Source organism: Micromonospora nigra (assembly GCF_900091585.1).
GTDB classification, from domain to species: domain Bacteria; phylum Actinomycetota; class Actinomycetes; order Mycobacteriales; family Micromonosporaceae; genus Micromonospora; species Micromonospora nigra.
In genome coordinates, this window is record NZ_FMHT01000003.1 from 4113879 (window position 1) to 4127939 (window position 14061).

General features: G+C 71.7%; 11 protein-coding genes. All 11 read left to right on the forward strand.

Going from position 1 to position 14061, the window contains the following annotated elements; genetic code table 11:
- Position 1: 1 nt before the first annotated feature.
- The 11 genes from GA0070616_RS17855 (at position 2) to ahcY (ending at position 14000) form a co-directional block, all read left to right on the forward strand.
- Entirely contained in the window at positions 2-4222 is a 4221-nt protein-coding gene (locus tag GA0070616_RS17855; protein WP_091083817.1) for a toxin glutamine deamidase domain-containing protein, read from the forward strand.
- Positions 4219-4668 (forward strand): hypothetical protein, encoded by a 450-nt coding sequence (locus GA0070616_RS17860; RefSeq protein WP_091083822.1) that lies wholly within the window; start codon positions 4219-4221, stop codon positions 4666-4668. The genes GA0070616_RS17855 and GA0070616_RS17860 overlap by 4 nt, the downstream gene beginning before the upstream one ends.
- A gap of 142 nt (positions 4669-4810) precedes the next feature.
- Positions 4811-5413 carry a DinB family protein gene (locus GA0070616_RS17865; protein ID WP_091083827.1) on the forward strand — a complete coding sequence of 201 codons (603 nt, stop codon included), beginning with the start codon at positions 4811-4813 and terminating at the stop codon, positions 5411-5413.
- 70 nt (positions 5414-5483) lie between these two features.
- On the forward strand, positions 5484-5849 hold the full coding sequence (locus tag GA0070616_RS17870; protein WP_091083831.1) for a hypothetical protein: 366 nt from the start codon (positions 5484-5486) through the stop codon (positions 5847-5849).
- A gap of 94 nt (positions 5850-5943) precedes the next feature.
- Positions 5944-6579, forward strand: a complete 636-nt coding sequence (locus GA0070616_RS17875) for an endonuclease V (protein WP_091091044.1) — start codon at positions 5944-5946, stop codon at positions 6577-6579.
- A gap of 307 nt (positions 6580-6886) precedes the next feature.
- Positions 6887-8137 carry a YML083C domain-containing protein gene (locus GA0070616_RS17880; protein ID WP_175440113.1) on the forward strand — a complete coding sequence of 417 codons (1251 nt, stop codon included), beginning with the start codon at positions 6887-6889 and terminating at the stop codon, positions 8135-8137.
- 68 nt (positions 8138-8205) lie between these two features.
- Positions 8206-9585: a phosphomannomutase/phosphoglucomutase gene (locus GA0070616_RS17885; protein ID WP_091083834.1), complete on the forward strand. Its 1380-nt coding sequence runs from the start codon at positions 8206-8208 to the stop codon at positions 9583-9585.
- Positions 9586-9646: 61 nt separating this feature from the next.
- Positions 9647-9829, forward strand: coding sequence for a Trm112 family protein (locus tag GA0070616_RS17890; protein WP_091083838.1), 183 nt, complete (start codon positions 9647-9649; stop codon positions 9827-9829).
- Complete coding sequence (locus tag GA0070616_RS17895; RefSeq protein WP_091083841.1) at positions 9826-11022, forward strand: SIS domain-containing protein; 1197 nt, start codon at positions 9826-9828, stop codon at positions 11020-11022. The genes GA0070616_RS17890 and GA0070616_RS17895 overlap by 4 nt, the downstream gene beginning before the upstream one ends.
- A gap of 50 nt (positions 11023-11072) precedes the next feature.
- Entirely contained in the window at positions 11073-12239 is a 1167-nt protein-coding gene (manA, locus tag GA0070616_RS17900; protein WP_091083844.1) for a mannose-6-phosphate isomerase, class I, read from the forward strand.
- A gap of 261 nt (positions 12240-12500) precedes the next feature.
- Complete coding sequence (gene ahcY / locus GA0070616_RS17905) at positions 12501-14000, forward strand: adenosylhomocysteinase (RefSeq protein WP_091083848.1); 1500 nt, start codon at positions 12501-12503, stop codon at positions 13998-14000.
- The last annotated feature ends 61 nt before the right edge of the window (positions 14001-14061 follow it).

Below are 14061 nucleotides of genomic sequence, written 5' to 3' on the forward strand. Positions count from 1 at the left end.
GATGACCCTGTTGCCGAGCCCGATCCCGCACCCGCTCGACTACTCGCCCTGGGAGCTGCCCGGCTGGGTCTACGAGGCGCTCGACTGGGTCATCGGGGTGGAGTGGCCGAACGGGAACGAGAAGGCGGTCTGGGACCTGGCCGACCAGTGGTACGCGGTTGCCTCCGTGCTCGCCGGCCCGCAGGCCGACGCCGGGGCCGCCGCGACCGAGGCACGTGGCGGGTACGGAGGTGTCGGCGCGGTCGCCGAGGCGTTCGACTCGGCCTGGCGTCGGGTCGCCGAGGGCGACGAAGCGCCACTGCCGGTGCTGCTGGCCGTCAGCCACGACCTGGGACGGTTGGTGGAGGAGTGCGGCTGCGACATCGAAGGTGCCAAGATCGAGGTCTGGATCGAACTCGGCATCCTCGTCGTCGAACTGCTGTCCCTGGCGGTCGCGGCAGTGCTCACCGCCGGCGCGGCCTCACCCGCCGCCGCGGGCGCGATCGCCGCCACCCGCTTCCTGGTGCAGCAGATCTTCAAGCGCCTGACGGCGCAACTGGCGCGCAAGAGCCTCAAGGCCGGTCTCAAGGAGGCCGGTGAGCGGGCGGCCAGCCAGGTCGCCGAGGGCGGAGTGCGGAGCCTGGCCCGCCGCGGCGCGATCGGGGGCATGTGGGAGGCCGGCCAGGAGGGCGGCGTCAACCTGGCGATCCAGACGCACCAGAACTCCACCGGGCGGCGCGACGGCGTGGACCTGGGCGACCTCGGCACTGCCGCGCTCGGTGGCCTGGCCGGAGGTGCCGCCGCACCCCTGGCCAGCCTGGGACGGCACGCCACCGGGCGCGGCGCGCAGATCGGCGAACACCTGGCCCGCGAGATGACCGGCGAGATGATCGCTGACCAGGCGGCGAGCCTCGCGACCGGTCAAGGGCTGACGTCCGTGGAGGATGCGGCACGAGCCGCAGCGTCCGGTGCCCGCGCATCCGCCACCGGCCAGCTCGACGTGACGCTCCAGACGCGGCTGGACGCCCAGCTGGGCATTCCCGGAGGTGCCGGCTCCACGACAGTGGGCCCGGACGCCGATGCTCGCAGTGCCCCGCCTCCATCACTCGCACCGCAGACTCCGTCAACCGCACCGCACGCTTGGTCATTCGCACCGCAGGAGCATCCGACGCACCAGGCAGCCGGATTGCTCGCGCCGGGCGTCCCGTCCACCGCCGATTCCGCTCCGCCGGCATCGTCGCGGGCGGAAAGCCCGCCGTCGGAGGTGCGTGCCGTGACGCCTGCGTCCATCCAGGCCAACCTCGATGGAGCGCCAACCACGGCGGGTCCCGTGCATCCGCCCGCAGGCAACTCCATGACGGACATCCCTGCCCCTCGTGGGGACACTCCGGCAGCCGAATCGGTCACCGACGGGTTGCCCGCGAAGGCACTGACGTTCTCTTCAGAACAAGTCGGTCCGGCATTGTCCGCGACCGCTGCGACGACCGCCGTCGCGGCACACGGCATGGCGGGTACGGATGCCGGGCATGCCGGTCATGCCGGTCCGGCTGGGCAGAGTTCGCTCGGCGTCACCCCCGCAGCGGGGTCGGCCGCCACGTCCACTCACCCCGCAGGTCAACCATCGAGCGTTCCACTGGCGGGACCCACGGTCACGGCCCCGTCCGCCGGCTCCGGCCCCATTCACCAGGTCGTTCGTGGTGGACCCGAAACAGAACCGGGCACGGTACCGCCAAGCGCGGAGAGACCCGCCGTCGGCAGCCACCGGCCTCGCAGCCCGGAGTGGTACGCCGCCCGCGCGGCGGCGGACCGGGAAGGACTCGAACGTCGCCGCTACCGGGGTCACCTCGATTTCCAGCGATCCAACTACGAGGAGAACCGACGCCGTGACACCGCTGCCCGGCTTCGGACGGCTGCGGAGTGCAGCTACGACGAGGCCAGGTGGCTGGTCAGCGAGAGCCGTCGTCTCGACGGCCTGAACCGGCGCGCAGCGTCCGAGCACCATCACCGCGCAGGGCGAGAGCGTGAGCGGCTGTCGCATGAGCAACGGGATCTGGCAGAGGCCGTGCTCTCCGGCACGGTGACGCCCCCGATCGTCCGGGTCGACGCATGGGAGGACTTCCACCAGATCAACGACGACGTCGGCGATCTGGCCCTCGCGGGCGTTACGGCGGATGACCGCTCCGCTCTCACCGGAGACGGTCAGCCCCCGCCCATCGACCGGTCCCGACGGTACGGGCTACCCGGGGGCCTGCGGCCACCGCTTGCCCTGCATCAGTCCGATGTCGAGCGGCAGATGCCCCGGGAATCCGACGGGAGTGTCACACGCACGGCCGATCCGCGTCGTGGAGCATGGTTTCGACTGCTCAACGACGGTGGTCCGAACGCTGATCCGACCAGGGGTATCAACTGCATCGACTGCACTCTGTCCCTGTTCGACACATGGGTCCACGGTCGTCCACGCGTTTCAGCTCCCCGCACCTTCGATGCCTATCTCCACGGTGACGTGACCCGTCCCATCGACGGGGAGTTCGACGGCATGGGTCGGATCGAGGACGTCACCGGGGGAAGATTCCAGCGGCTCTGCGACGGCAGTGGCACATCGCCGGGCAGCCGGCAGGCCGCTCTCGACACCGGTTATCGCAACCTGCACGACCAGTTGCTGCTCGGCGGCCACGGGAGCTTCGCCTTCGTCGCCAATCAGTGGGAGGGCGGAGGGGCGCACATCTGGGTCGCCCTCAATCAACACGGCACGGTCCTCTACCTCGACCCACAGACCGGAGCCGTCGCACCGCAGCCCCTTTACCGCCACCAGGGGCGGCCGTACCACTGGAACGCCGTCGACGCCGATGTCCTCATCCTGGATCCCCAGGGCCGGCCCATGCCCCTGGCGGGCTTGCGGCGGGGAAAGTACAGCTCGCGTGCGGAGCTTCCCGCATACCCGCCTTCGAATGCCGATCATGGATACGGCGAGCCGTACCTCAACCGGATGCATCTCCTGGGCACCCCCGGCGCAGCTCCGGCGAGTGACAGAGAGCGGCCCAGGACGGATGACGCGGTTCCTCAGACCGGCGACAAGATGCGGTCGAGTCGCATTCGGGCACAGGAGGCCAGGCGCGTCGGTGCCATGCCGGTCCGGCCCGTTCTCCGGGCCAGCGGAGAACTCGACGAGGTCTTCGCCGCAGGAGTGACGGCCGCTGAGTTCGTTGCCGAGGTCGACGGGTCGTCGCTGCGCCGCCTCGTGCCGACGCTCGACGAGCAGGCGGCGGACGATTTGGTGGAACTGTTCGCCGAGCCGCGCATCCGGGCAATGCTCGACCACACCTGGCGGGAGCCGCCGAGGGGCGAGCCGATGCTCGCCGAGACCCTGGTGCGTCAACTGGTGGAAAGTCCTGACCTCGTCCGGGTGATCCTGACGACGCCGGAGCTGACGGCCTCGCTGACTGCCCGCCCACTCACCCTGCATCATCTCGCCAACCATCGGGAGGCAATCGAACTTCTAACCGCTGCGCTCGCGGACCTGGGCCGACCCGACATCGTCGAAGCTGAGCCAACTCCACTGCCGGCGCGGTTGACTGAGCGGCAACGAGAAATCAGTAGCAGGGTCGCTGCTCGCGGGACCCTGCCCAGCCAGCCTGACTTCGACATCACCCGCCGACATGACGCGGCGTATAGGGACAGCTATGTCCGCGAACTCCGTGCGAAGGCGGTGGAGGCCCAACGCGAATTGAACCAACTAGCAGCTCGATCGGCCGGCGCCGGCGGCCGACCGGGCTGGCGTACAGCGCCAAAGGGGGATCGTCGAGTGCGCGACAAGCTTGTTGAGTATGACAACGACGCCTCTCGACTCAAGGATCTAGCGGCGGCGAAAGTTGAGTTCGACAGCCTCGATCATCTGTATGATGCATTGAATGCAATCAGCGACAGCTCCGCCGTCGTAGTGGTAGGGGTCAAGGATCGGTTCATCAACCCGCAAGGTAGTGGTTACCGAGATGTTCTGGTGAACCTGCGCATGAGTAACGGACATATCGCCGAGCTTCGGTTGCATTTAGCGCCCGTCGATGTGGTGGCGAAGTGGGAGCACGCCCTCTATGAGGTGCGCCGGGACATCGAGGCGTTGGCCGACGCGGCGGACCGTCCACTTACTGTCAGGGAGCGGGCGGTTGTGGACGGTTTGCTGCGAAGGTCGCAGGAGGCATACTGGCGGGCGATGGGCGGCGATGGAACTGGGGTGTCTGGATCATGAGTGCGCAAGCAGGGCTTGAGTTGCCCGCCTTCTATAGCTATCACGACGCGCCGGTCAAACTGGTTGAAGCTACCGATGGCGGTGTAACCGCATGGAAACTGTCGCGCGATTCCGGCGGCTGGTTGCCGGCGAACCATCTTATTCGGAAGTTGTTGTTTGAGAGTTCTGGTGAGATTGAACGCCTGACACGGGAGGAGTTTATCCAGCTTACCGAACACTGTCGAGGGTACTATCTTCGTGGCGACAGTGCGCTGCACGCACTCTACGAGACCGTGCGTGCGATAGAGGAAAACCAAGCCCGCGAGAGGCGCTATCCCACAGAAAAAGAGGTTTCACTCGTCCGTGAAATCCATCGTCGGACTTTTGTGATCTTTGAGGAGGGTCTGCTGGCCGGCGGAGATCCCGCTGCCGACCCGAGCCTCGGCGGTGCCGACACGAGGCGCTGAGGTGATGAGGCGATGTGTGGAGACCTGCCTGGTGCGACGAAGCGGACGTCTATGCCGAGGTGACAATCCGTGACTCCAGCTGCACGGGTGCGCGAGGCTCAACAGGCTTGCGTCGGGCCTGTGGACGCGTGAGGGTTGCACCATGACGCCTCCTGACGTGTCGACGACGCCTGTTGACGGGTCGATGTCCGAGCAGCCCGCGCGTGCCTTCGGCTGGTCGGACATGTTCGTGCATCCCGACGAGGACCCGCGTGCCGACGGTGGCTTCGAGGGGGAGCGGGGCACCCTCGTCGGTTACCTCCGCGACCAGCGTCTGACGCTGGAACTGAAGTGCGCCGGCCTCGACGCGGAGCAGTTGGCCCGCCGGTCCGTACCGCCGTCGACGATGTCGCTGCTCGGCCTGCTGCGGCACATGGCCGAGGTGGAGCGGGGGTGGTTCCGCCGGACGATGGCAGGTCTGGACGCCCCTCGGATCTGGTGTACGGAGGCTGATCCGGACGCCGACTTCGACGGTGCGGTGGCGGACCCCGAGGTGGTGACCGAGGCGTGGCGGGCCTGGCGGGCGGAGGTGGAGTTCGCCGAGCGGTTCGTCGCGGAGGCGGTTGACCTGGGTATCGCGGGCCGGCGGGGTGAGGAGGACCATCCGCTGCGGAGCGTCCTGGTGCACATGATCGAGGAGTACGCCCGGCACAACGGCCACGCCGACCTGCTACGCGAGCGGATCGACGGGCGCGTCGGGCAGTAGCGGCCCGTCGGCGGTGAGGCGGGGGCAGGGGCAGGGGTCTCTGTCCGACGGGACGGCGTACCCTCGCCCCATGTCGAACCCGGACAAGGACGACAGCAAATCCGCCCTGTGGGCCTGGCCCGTCGGAATCATGCTCGGCCTGGTGATCGGCCTGGCCGCGTTGGACGGTGCCGCAGGTGTCGGCGTGGGTGTCGGCCTCGGGGTCGCGTTCGCCCTGGCCTTCACCGCCGGCACCCGCAAGCGGCCCACCGGTGACGAGCCGGCGGCGGTTGATTCCACCGCGCCGCCCGGACCGCCCACCGGTGACGAGTCCGGGACGGGCAGGCAGGCCACGGGTACGTCCGACGCGGGCCGGCCCGTCGAGGACGCTCCCGATCCGGGGAGCACCGATCCGGGCCACCCCGACGTCGAACGCGGGCCGACGGACCGTCCGTGACGCTGGGATCCGGGGCCGGACCGTCCGTGCCGGTCGACTCCGGGGGCAACCCGTGAGGGTCGGTCACGAGCCGCCGGGCAGCGTCGCCGAGGCGATGGCCGTGCAGGACCGGCTGCGTCCGCTGGTGGATCTGGTCGGCCCGGGTCCTGACACCCCCGCGACGGTGGCCGGGCTGGATGTGGCGTACGCCGAGGGGGACGACCTGTTGGCGGCGGCCGTCACGGTGCTGGACGCCGGCACCCTGGCCGTACTCGACAGCGCGGTCAGGGTGGGCCGGCCGACGTTCGGGTACGTGCCCGGGCTGTTCGCCTTCCGTGAGTTGCCGGCGCTGCTCGACGCCCTGGACGGGCTGACCGTCCGGCCGGAGTTGCTGATCTGCGACGGGCACGGGCTGGCGCATCCGCGCCGGTTCGGGCTCGCCTGCCACCTGGGGGTGCTGACCGGTCTGCCGGCAATCGGTGTCGGCAAGACGCGACTGGTGGGCGAGTGGACGCCGCCCGGCCCGGCCAGGGGCGACGGGAGCCCGCTGCGGGACGGGGGTGAGGTGGTGGGGCGGGTGCTGCGAACCCGGGACGGTGTGCGGCCGGTCTTCGTCAGCGTCGGCCACCGGATGAGCCTCGACAACGCGTGTGCGCAGGTGCTGGCGGTGACGCCACGGTTCCGGCTGCCGGAGAGCACCCGTACGGCCGACCGGCTGTGCCGGGACGCGCTGACCGCCGCCCGGCGCTGACCGCCGCCCGCTGGCGCCCCCGGTCCCGCACCGCCCTCGACCGCGGGCACCCTGTCCCAGGTCGCCAGGTCGCCAGGTCGCCAGGTCGCCAGGTCGCCAGGTCGCCAGGTCGCCAGGTCGCCAGGTCGCCAGGTCGCCAGGTCGCCAGGTCGCCAGGTCGCCAGGTCGCCAGGTCGCCAGGTCGCCAGGTCGCCGGGCGGCTGGGCGCGTGGCGAGGCGCACATCTGGTCCGTTCGATGACCAGCCGGTCGACCGGCCCGGTAGTAGCCTGGCCGACGGTCCCCCCGCCGGGGGGAGGAACGGTGGGATGATCATGGCGGTACGGCGGCACGCGGCGCGGATCGCGACGGTGTGCGCGGTGCTGGGTGGTGTGGTGGCGTTCGGCGCGACACCGGCGCACGCCGACGGGGATCAGGTCCGGGCCCGCTCGGCGGGCAGTTTCACCGCGGGCCGTTCGGCGGAGGGCGTGACGGTCGAGGTACGCAAGCGCACCGACGGTTGCGTGCTGGCGCGTACCGCGCTCGGGCTGACCCTCATCGGTCTGCGTGCCGACCAGGTGGCCGTGCAGGCCAACGTCGGTGGGCGCTGGGTCGCGGTCGCGGTCAGCGGCAGCCGGGGCACGGTACGCACGGCTCCGGTCGTGCCGGCCAACGGGCGGCTGTGCAAGGGCAAGGGCCTGGCCGCCCGCTACCGGGTGGCGTTCGCCGCGACGGCCCCGAACGGCCGGCTGGTCGTGGTGGGTGAGGCCACCACCGCCCAGCGGCAGGTCATCGGCCGGGGTGCCGTCGCGTCGCGGGTGGTGGGTGGGGTGGCCTCCGCCTCGCCGACGCCGTCGCGCAAGCCGTCGCCGACCCCCACGCCCAGCGACACCGGGGAGCCGACCGTCGAGGGCACGGTCCCGGCTGTGGCGCTGGCGGACCAGGCAGGCGGAACCGCAGTGGCGCTGGCGGCGGAGGAGGGCGGGGAATCGTCGGGTGGACTGCCCCCGGTGATGTTCTTCGGCATCGGCATGGTCGCCGTCGGGTTCCTGTTGATCGTTCTGCTGGTGCGCCGCTCCCGGGAGGACCGCCGCCCCCGCGGTGACGTTCCCCCGCCCCCGCTGCCCCGTAACCCCGGTGGCACCACCTACCGCTCGGGGCAGGGGCCGGCCACCGCGCCGGTCCCGCCCGGCCAGGTGTACGGCCAGCAGCCCTCCGCCCGGCCGGCCACCCCCGGGGTGTACGGCGGTGGTGGCGCCCGCCCGTCCGGCAGCGTCTACGGGGCGCCGGCGGTCGACCGTACGCAGGCGATGCCGCCGGGCGGTCCGGTTCCGGGCGGTGCCGCGCTGCCGCTGGTCGTCCCCGGGCAGCCCACCGGGCCGGTGTCCGGGCCGCCGTCGGCGCCCGGGGCGATGCCGCTGGGGGACACGCCTGGGGCGATGCCGCCCGGTGCCGTGCCACCCGGCGCGACGACGCCGGGGCAGCCGGGTGCCGTACCGCCGCAGGGGCGGCGCGGCGAGCCGCCGGCTGAGGCGGGCGGGGGTGACCACACGGTGTTCATGCCCCGGCTCCCCGGCTGAGCCGAGACGGGCGTCACCCCTCCGATACGCTCAGGTTCGTCGAGCAGTTGCATGGAGGAGTGGAACCTGTGTCTGATCTGTCCCAGATCGTAAAGGCCTACGACGTTCGGGGGACGGTGCCGGACCAGTGGGACGAGCGCGTCGCCGAGGCGTTGGGTGTCGCCTTCGCGCAGGTGCTCGCCGCGTCGGGCGAGCCGGACGGGGCCGTCGTGATCGGGCACGACATGCGGGCCACCGGTCCGGGCCTCGCGGCGGCTTTCGCCGCCGGCGTCCGTGCCGAGGGCCGCGCGGTCGTCGAGATCGGGCTCGCCTCGACGGACATGCTCTACTACGCCTCCGGCGCGCTGGGCCTGCCCGGCGCGATGTTCACCGCCAGCCACAACCCGGCGCAGTACAACGGCATCAAGCTGTGCCGCTCGGGGGCCCGCCCGGTGGGGCAGGACACCGGCCTGGCCGAGATCCGGCAGCGGGCGCAGCGGATGCTGGACGCGGGCACCCGCGCCGGCGCACCCGTCGGCGCGGCGGAGCGCCGGGACCTGCTCGGCGACTACGCGGGGCACCTGCGCAAGTTGGTGGACCTGTCCGGCGTCCGGCCGCTGAAGGTGGTCGTGGACGCCGGCAACGGCATGGGCGGTTACACGGTGCCCAGCGTTCTCGGTGAGGCCGCGCTGCAGGCGTTGCCGCTGGAGATCGTGCCGCTCTACTTCGAGCTCGACGGCACCTTCCCTAACCACGAGGCCAACCCGTTGGACCCGCGGAACCTGGTCGACCTGCAACGCGCGGTGGTCGAGCACGGGGCCGACGTCGGGTTGGCCTTCGACGGCGACGCGGACCGTTGCTTCGTGATCGACGAGCGCGGCGAACCGGTCTCGCCGTCGGCCGTCACCGCGCTGGTGGCCGCCCGGGAACTGGCCAAGCATCCCGGTGCCACGGTGATCCACAACCTGATCACCTCCAGTGCCGTACCGGAGATCATCCGGGAGCACGGCGGTGAGCCGGTGGTGGCCCGGGTGGGGCACTCGTTCATCAAGGCGGAGATGGCCCGCACCAACGCGGTCTTCGGCGGGGAACACTCGGCGCACTACTACTTCCGGGACTTCTGGTTCGCCGACACGGGGATGCTGGCCGCGATGCACACCCTGGCCGCGCTCGGCGAGCAGTCCCTGCCGCTGTCGGTGCTGGCCGCCGAGTACGAGCGGTACGTCGCCTCCGGCGAGATCAACTCCACGGTGGCCGACCAGGCGGCGAAGGTGGCCGAGGTGCGTGCCGCGTACCCGGACGCGGAGGTCGACGAGCTCGACGGGCTCACCCTGCGCTTTCCCGACGGCGCCTGGGTGAACCTGCGCGCGTCCAACACGGAGCCGTTGCTGCGGCTCAACGTCGAGGCTCCCACCGTGGAGCGGATGACCGCCCTCCGGGACGAGGTGCTCGACCGGGTTCGCCGATAGGATCGCTCGGCCGGTCGGCACCGTCGACCGGTGACACCGCATACGTGGAAGGAGCCGCGCCGTGGCCCTGGACCCGCAGTTGCTGGAAATCCTCGCCTGTCCGGACACACACCACGCTCCGCTCGACTACGACGCGCAGGCGCAGACGCTGACCTGCACCGAGTGCGGCCGGATCTTCGAGGTCCGCGACGACGTGCCGGTGCTGCTGCTGGACGAGGCGCGACGTCCCGCGGAGCGGTCATGATCGACGGTACGGCCGGCGTCAGCGGCCACCGCCACGCCGACGAGTCCCTTCTCGACAACCCGGACGCGCTCGCCGAGCGGGATCCGGGAGGCATGCTGCGACACACCGCCTCGGGCGGCGCGCAGGTGCGTGAGTCGGCCGCGCTGGCCGCCGAGGCGAACCTCCAGGTGCTCGCCGACGACGGGCGGCCCCGGGCGGTCGTCATCGCCGGTATCGGCACCGCCGGCCGGACGGGGGACGTGCTCGCCACGGTCGCCGGGCCGCGCTGCCCGGTGCCGGTCATCCCGCACCGCAGCGCCGGCGTGCCCGGCTGGGTCGGTGCCGCCGACGTGGTCATCGCCGTCAGCGCGTCGGGGCGCAGCCCGGAGGCACTGGGCGCGGCCGAGGCGGCGCACCGGCGGGGGGCCCGGCTGGTCGCGGTCGGCGCGCCGGACTCGCAGTTGCAGTCGGTGGCCGAGCGGGCCCGCGCCCCGTTCATCCCGGTGCCCCGACGGGCTCCGGCCCGGGCCAGTCTGTGGGCGCTCACGGTGCCGGTGCTGCTCGCCGCCCGTGCGCTCGGGCTGGTCAAGGTCAACGAGGCGGACCTGGCGGAGACCGCGGCCCGGCTGGACGCGGAAGCCGACCGCTGCCGGCCCACCGCCGAGTCGTTCGTCAACCCGGCGAAGTCGCTGGCGCTGGGTCTGGCCGGTTCGGTCCCGATCGTCTGGGGCTCGTCACCGCTGGCCACGGTGGCGGCCCGCCGCTTCGGTGACACGCTGTCAGCCAACGCCCGCTACCCCGTGGTCAGTGGGGCGCTGGGCGAGGCCGGCCGGGGCCGGGTCGGTCTGCTCGACGGCGTCTTCGGTGGTCTGGCGGAGGGGGAGCGGGACATCTTCGCCGACCCGGACGAGTCCGACGAAGACGGCACCCGGCTGCGGTTGGTGCTGCTGCGGGACGGCGGCCTGAACGCCGAGGACGACACCGACGAGCCGCTGGCCGTGGAGGAGCGCCGCGCGGACGCGGTGCAGACCCTCGCCGAGCGGCGCGGGGTGCGTTGCGACGTGGTGACGGCCGAGGGCGGGTCGGCGTTGGAGCGCCTCGCCTCGCTGGTGGCCGTACCGGACTTCGCGTCGATCTACCTCGCCCTGGCCCACGGCCTCGACCCGATGGCGGTGCCGGCGATCACCGAGATGAAGGAGCTGGCCAACCCGTGAGCGCGCACGGCGGCACGAAGGCGGTCGTCGCCGCGCCCGGGAGTTGACGGGTGGAGTTGCTGCACGGCCCGATCAGGGACTACGCCTGGGGATCCCGCACGGCGATCGCCGCATTGCAGGAGCGGCCGGTGCCCAGCGAGGGCCCGGAGGCCGAGCTGTGGCTGGGTGCGCACCCCGGCGCGCCCGCGACGGTCGGGCGTGCCGGTGGTGGGGTCGCGCTGACCGACCTGCTGGCGGGGGAGCCGGGGCCGTGGCTGGGTGAGCGGGTGCTCGACCGGTTCGGCCCCCGGCTGCCGTTCCTGCTCAAGGTGCTCGCCGCCGACGCGCCCCTGAGTCTCCAGGCCCATCCGGACGCCGAACAGGCCCGCATCGGATACGCCGCCGACAGCGCCCGCCGCGACGGGGGGCCCCGCAACTACGTCGACCCGTACCACAAGCCGGAGCTGCTGGTCGCGTTGTCGCCGACGGAGGCGCTGTGTGGTTTCCGGGATCCGGCGGCGGCGGCGGAGGCGATCGCCGCGTTCGGCGTACCGGAGCTGGGGCCGGTGGTGTCGGCGTTGCGTGCCGGGCCGGCGGGCCTGGCCGAGGCGGTGCGCCGTCTGCTGACCTGGCCGACCGGGCAGCGGGACGCGCTGGTGTCGGCGGTGGTCGCCGCCCCGGTCGGGGGCGGGGACGCGGAGCTGGCGCGGACGCTGGCGGCGGCGTACCCGGGCGATCCGGGGGTGTTGGTGGCGTTGCTGCTGAACCGGGTGCGGCTGGCCCCGGGGGAGGCGATCTGGATGCCGGCGGGCAACCTGCACGCCTACCTGCGGGGCACCGGCGTCGAGATCATGGCGGCGAGTGACAACGTGCTGCGGGGCGGGTTGACGCCGAAGCACGTGGACGTGGCCGAGCTGCTGCGGGTGCTGCGCTTCGAGGTGCTCGACGATCCGGTGGTGCGACCGCGCCCGGAGGCGCCGGGGGTGGTGACGTGGCCGGTGCCGGTCGACGACTTCGCGTTGCGCCGGGTCACCGTGAGCGCGGAGCGGCCCGGGGTGACGGTGCCCGTGGTCGGCCCTCGGGTGGTGCTGTGCACGTCCGGCGAGGTGTCGGTGGGCGACGACGTCGCCGCGGTGGTGCTGCGTCCGGGGCGGGCGGCGGTCGGCGCGGCGGCCGGTGGGCCGCTGGTGGTCGGCGGCGTGGGCGAGGCGTACGTCGCCACCACCGGGCTGCACTGACCGCCACGAGTCCGACTTTTCCGGAATAGCTTGACTCGACAGTTGCCAAGTGTGACTCTATGGGTGCGCAGCGTTATCGCGACGACGGTCCGGGAACGCGCGGGGAACCAAACCGGGGGGATGCACGGGGCGGCCGGTTGGTGGACGACATCCGTTCACCACCGACCGCCCCGTGCGCTGTCCACGACCGGCCCCACCCGCCGTCGCGCGGCGCGCGTAAGGTGGGAGGTCGCGCAGCACCATCGTCCGACAGGAGCTTTCATGACCAGCACCCTCCCGGCGTCCGCCAGTGGCACGCCGTCCGAGGCCCGGCCGCGCACCCTCGCCGAGGGCGACTACAAGGTGGCGGATCTGTCGCTCGCCGAGTTCGGGCGCAAGGAGATCCAGCTCGCCGAGCACGAGATGCCCGGTCTGATGGCGATCCGCCGCGAGTTCGCCGACGCGCAGCCCCTGGCCGGGGCGCGGATCACCGGGTCGCTGCACATGACGATCCAGACCGCCGTGCTCATCGAGACCCTGGTCGCGCTCGGCGCGCAGGTCCGCTGGGCGTCGTGCAACATCTTCTCCACCCAGGACCACGCCGCCGCCGCGATCGTGGTCGGCCCGGACGGCACCCCCGAATCCCCGGCCGGTGTTCCGGTGTACGCCTGGAAGGGCGAGACGCTGGAGGAGTACTGGTGGTGCACCGAGCAGGTGCTCGCCTGGCCCGACGGGCAGGGCCCGAACATGATCCTGGACGACGGTGGCGACGCCACCCTGCTCGTCCACAAGGGTGTCGAGTTCGAGAAGGCCGGCGTCGTCCCGCCGGTCGAGTCCGCCGACTCCGAGGAGTACGCCGTCATCCTCGGTGTGCTGCACCGCAGCCTCGCCGAGGACGGTCAGCGGTGGACCCGGATCGCGTCCGGTATCAAGGGCGTGACCGAGGAGACCACCACCGGCGTGCACCGGCTCTACGAGATGCACCGGGCCGGCACGCTGCTGTTCCCGGCCATCAACGTCAACGACTCGGTGACCAAGAGCAAGTTCGACAACAAGTACGGCTGCCGCCACTCGCTCATCGACGGCATCAACCGGGCCACCGACGTGCTGATCGGTGGGAAGATGGCGGTCGTGCTCGGCTACGGTGACGTGGGCAAGGGCTGCGCGGAGTCGCTGCGCGGCCAGGGTGCCCGGGTCGTGGTGACCGAGGTCGACCCGATCTGTGCCCTCCAGGCGGCCATGGACGGCTACCAGGTCGCCACCCTGGAGGACGTGGTCGAGATCGCCGACATCTTCATCACGGCGACCGGCTGCTACGACGTCATCACCAACGAGCACATGGCCCGGATGAAGCACCAGGCCATCGTCGGCAACATCGGCCACTTCGACAACGAGATCGACATGGCCGGCCTGGCCAAGCGTTCCGACGTCGAGCGGGTCAACATCAAGCCGCAGGTCGACCTGTGGCGCTTCGCCGATGGCCACGCCATCATCGTGCTGTCCGAGGGGCGCCTGCTGAACCTCGGCAACGCCACCGGCCACCCGAGCTTCGTCATGTCGAACTCGTTCGCCAACCAGACGATCGCCCAGATCGAGCTGTACACCAAGACCGACGACTACCCGATCGGCGTCTACGTGCTGCCCAAGCACCTCGACGAGAAGGTCGCCCGGCTCCACCTGGGCGCGCTCGGCGCGAAGCTGAGCACCCTCACCAAGGAGCAGGCCGCCTACCTCGGCGTCTCCGTCGAGGGCCCGTTCAAGCCGGACCACTACCGCTACTGAGCCACACTGTCGAACCGGGCCGGCGCCGCGCGCCGGCCCGGTTCGCCGTCTCCCCGCCCGC

Excerpts from the sequence above, each read along its gene's own strand:
- GA0070616_RS17895 (WP_091083841.1), top strand. The coding sequence starts at position 9,826 with ATGATCGACGGTACGGCCGGCGTCAGCGGCCACCGCCACGCCGACGAG.
- ahcY (WP_091083848.1), top strand. The coding sequence starts at position 12,501 with ATGACCAGCACCCTCCCGGCGTCCGCCAGTGGCACGCCGTCCGAGGCC.
- GA0070616_RS17865 (WP_091083827.1), top strand. The coding sequence starts at position 4,811 with ATGACGCCTCCTGACGTGTCGACGACGCCTGTTGACGGGTCGATGTCC.
- GA0070616_RS17860 (WP_091083822.1), top strand. The coding sequence starts at position 4,219 with ATGAGTGCGCAAGCAGGGCTTGAGTTGCCCGCCTTCTATAGCTATCAC.
- GA0070616_RS17855 (WP_091083817.1), top strand. The coding sequence starts at position 2 with ATGACCCTGTTGCCGAGCCCGATCCCGCACCCGCTCGACTACTCGCCC.
- GA0070616_RS17870 (WP_091083831.1), top strand. The coding sequence starts at position 5,484 with ATGTCGAACCCGGACAAGGACGACAGCAAATCCGCCCTGTGGGCCTGG.
- GA0070616_RS17880 (WP_175440113.1), top strand. The coding sequence starts at position 6,887 with ATGATCATGGCGGTACGGCGGCACGCGGCGCGGATCGCGACGGTGTGC.
- GA0070616_RS17875 (WP_091091044.1), top strand. The coding sequence starts at position 5,944 with ATGGCCGTGCAGGACCGGCTGCGTCCGCTGGTGGATCTGGTCGGCCCG.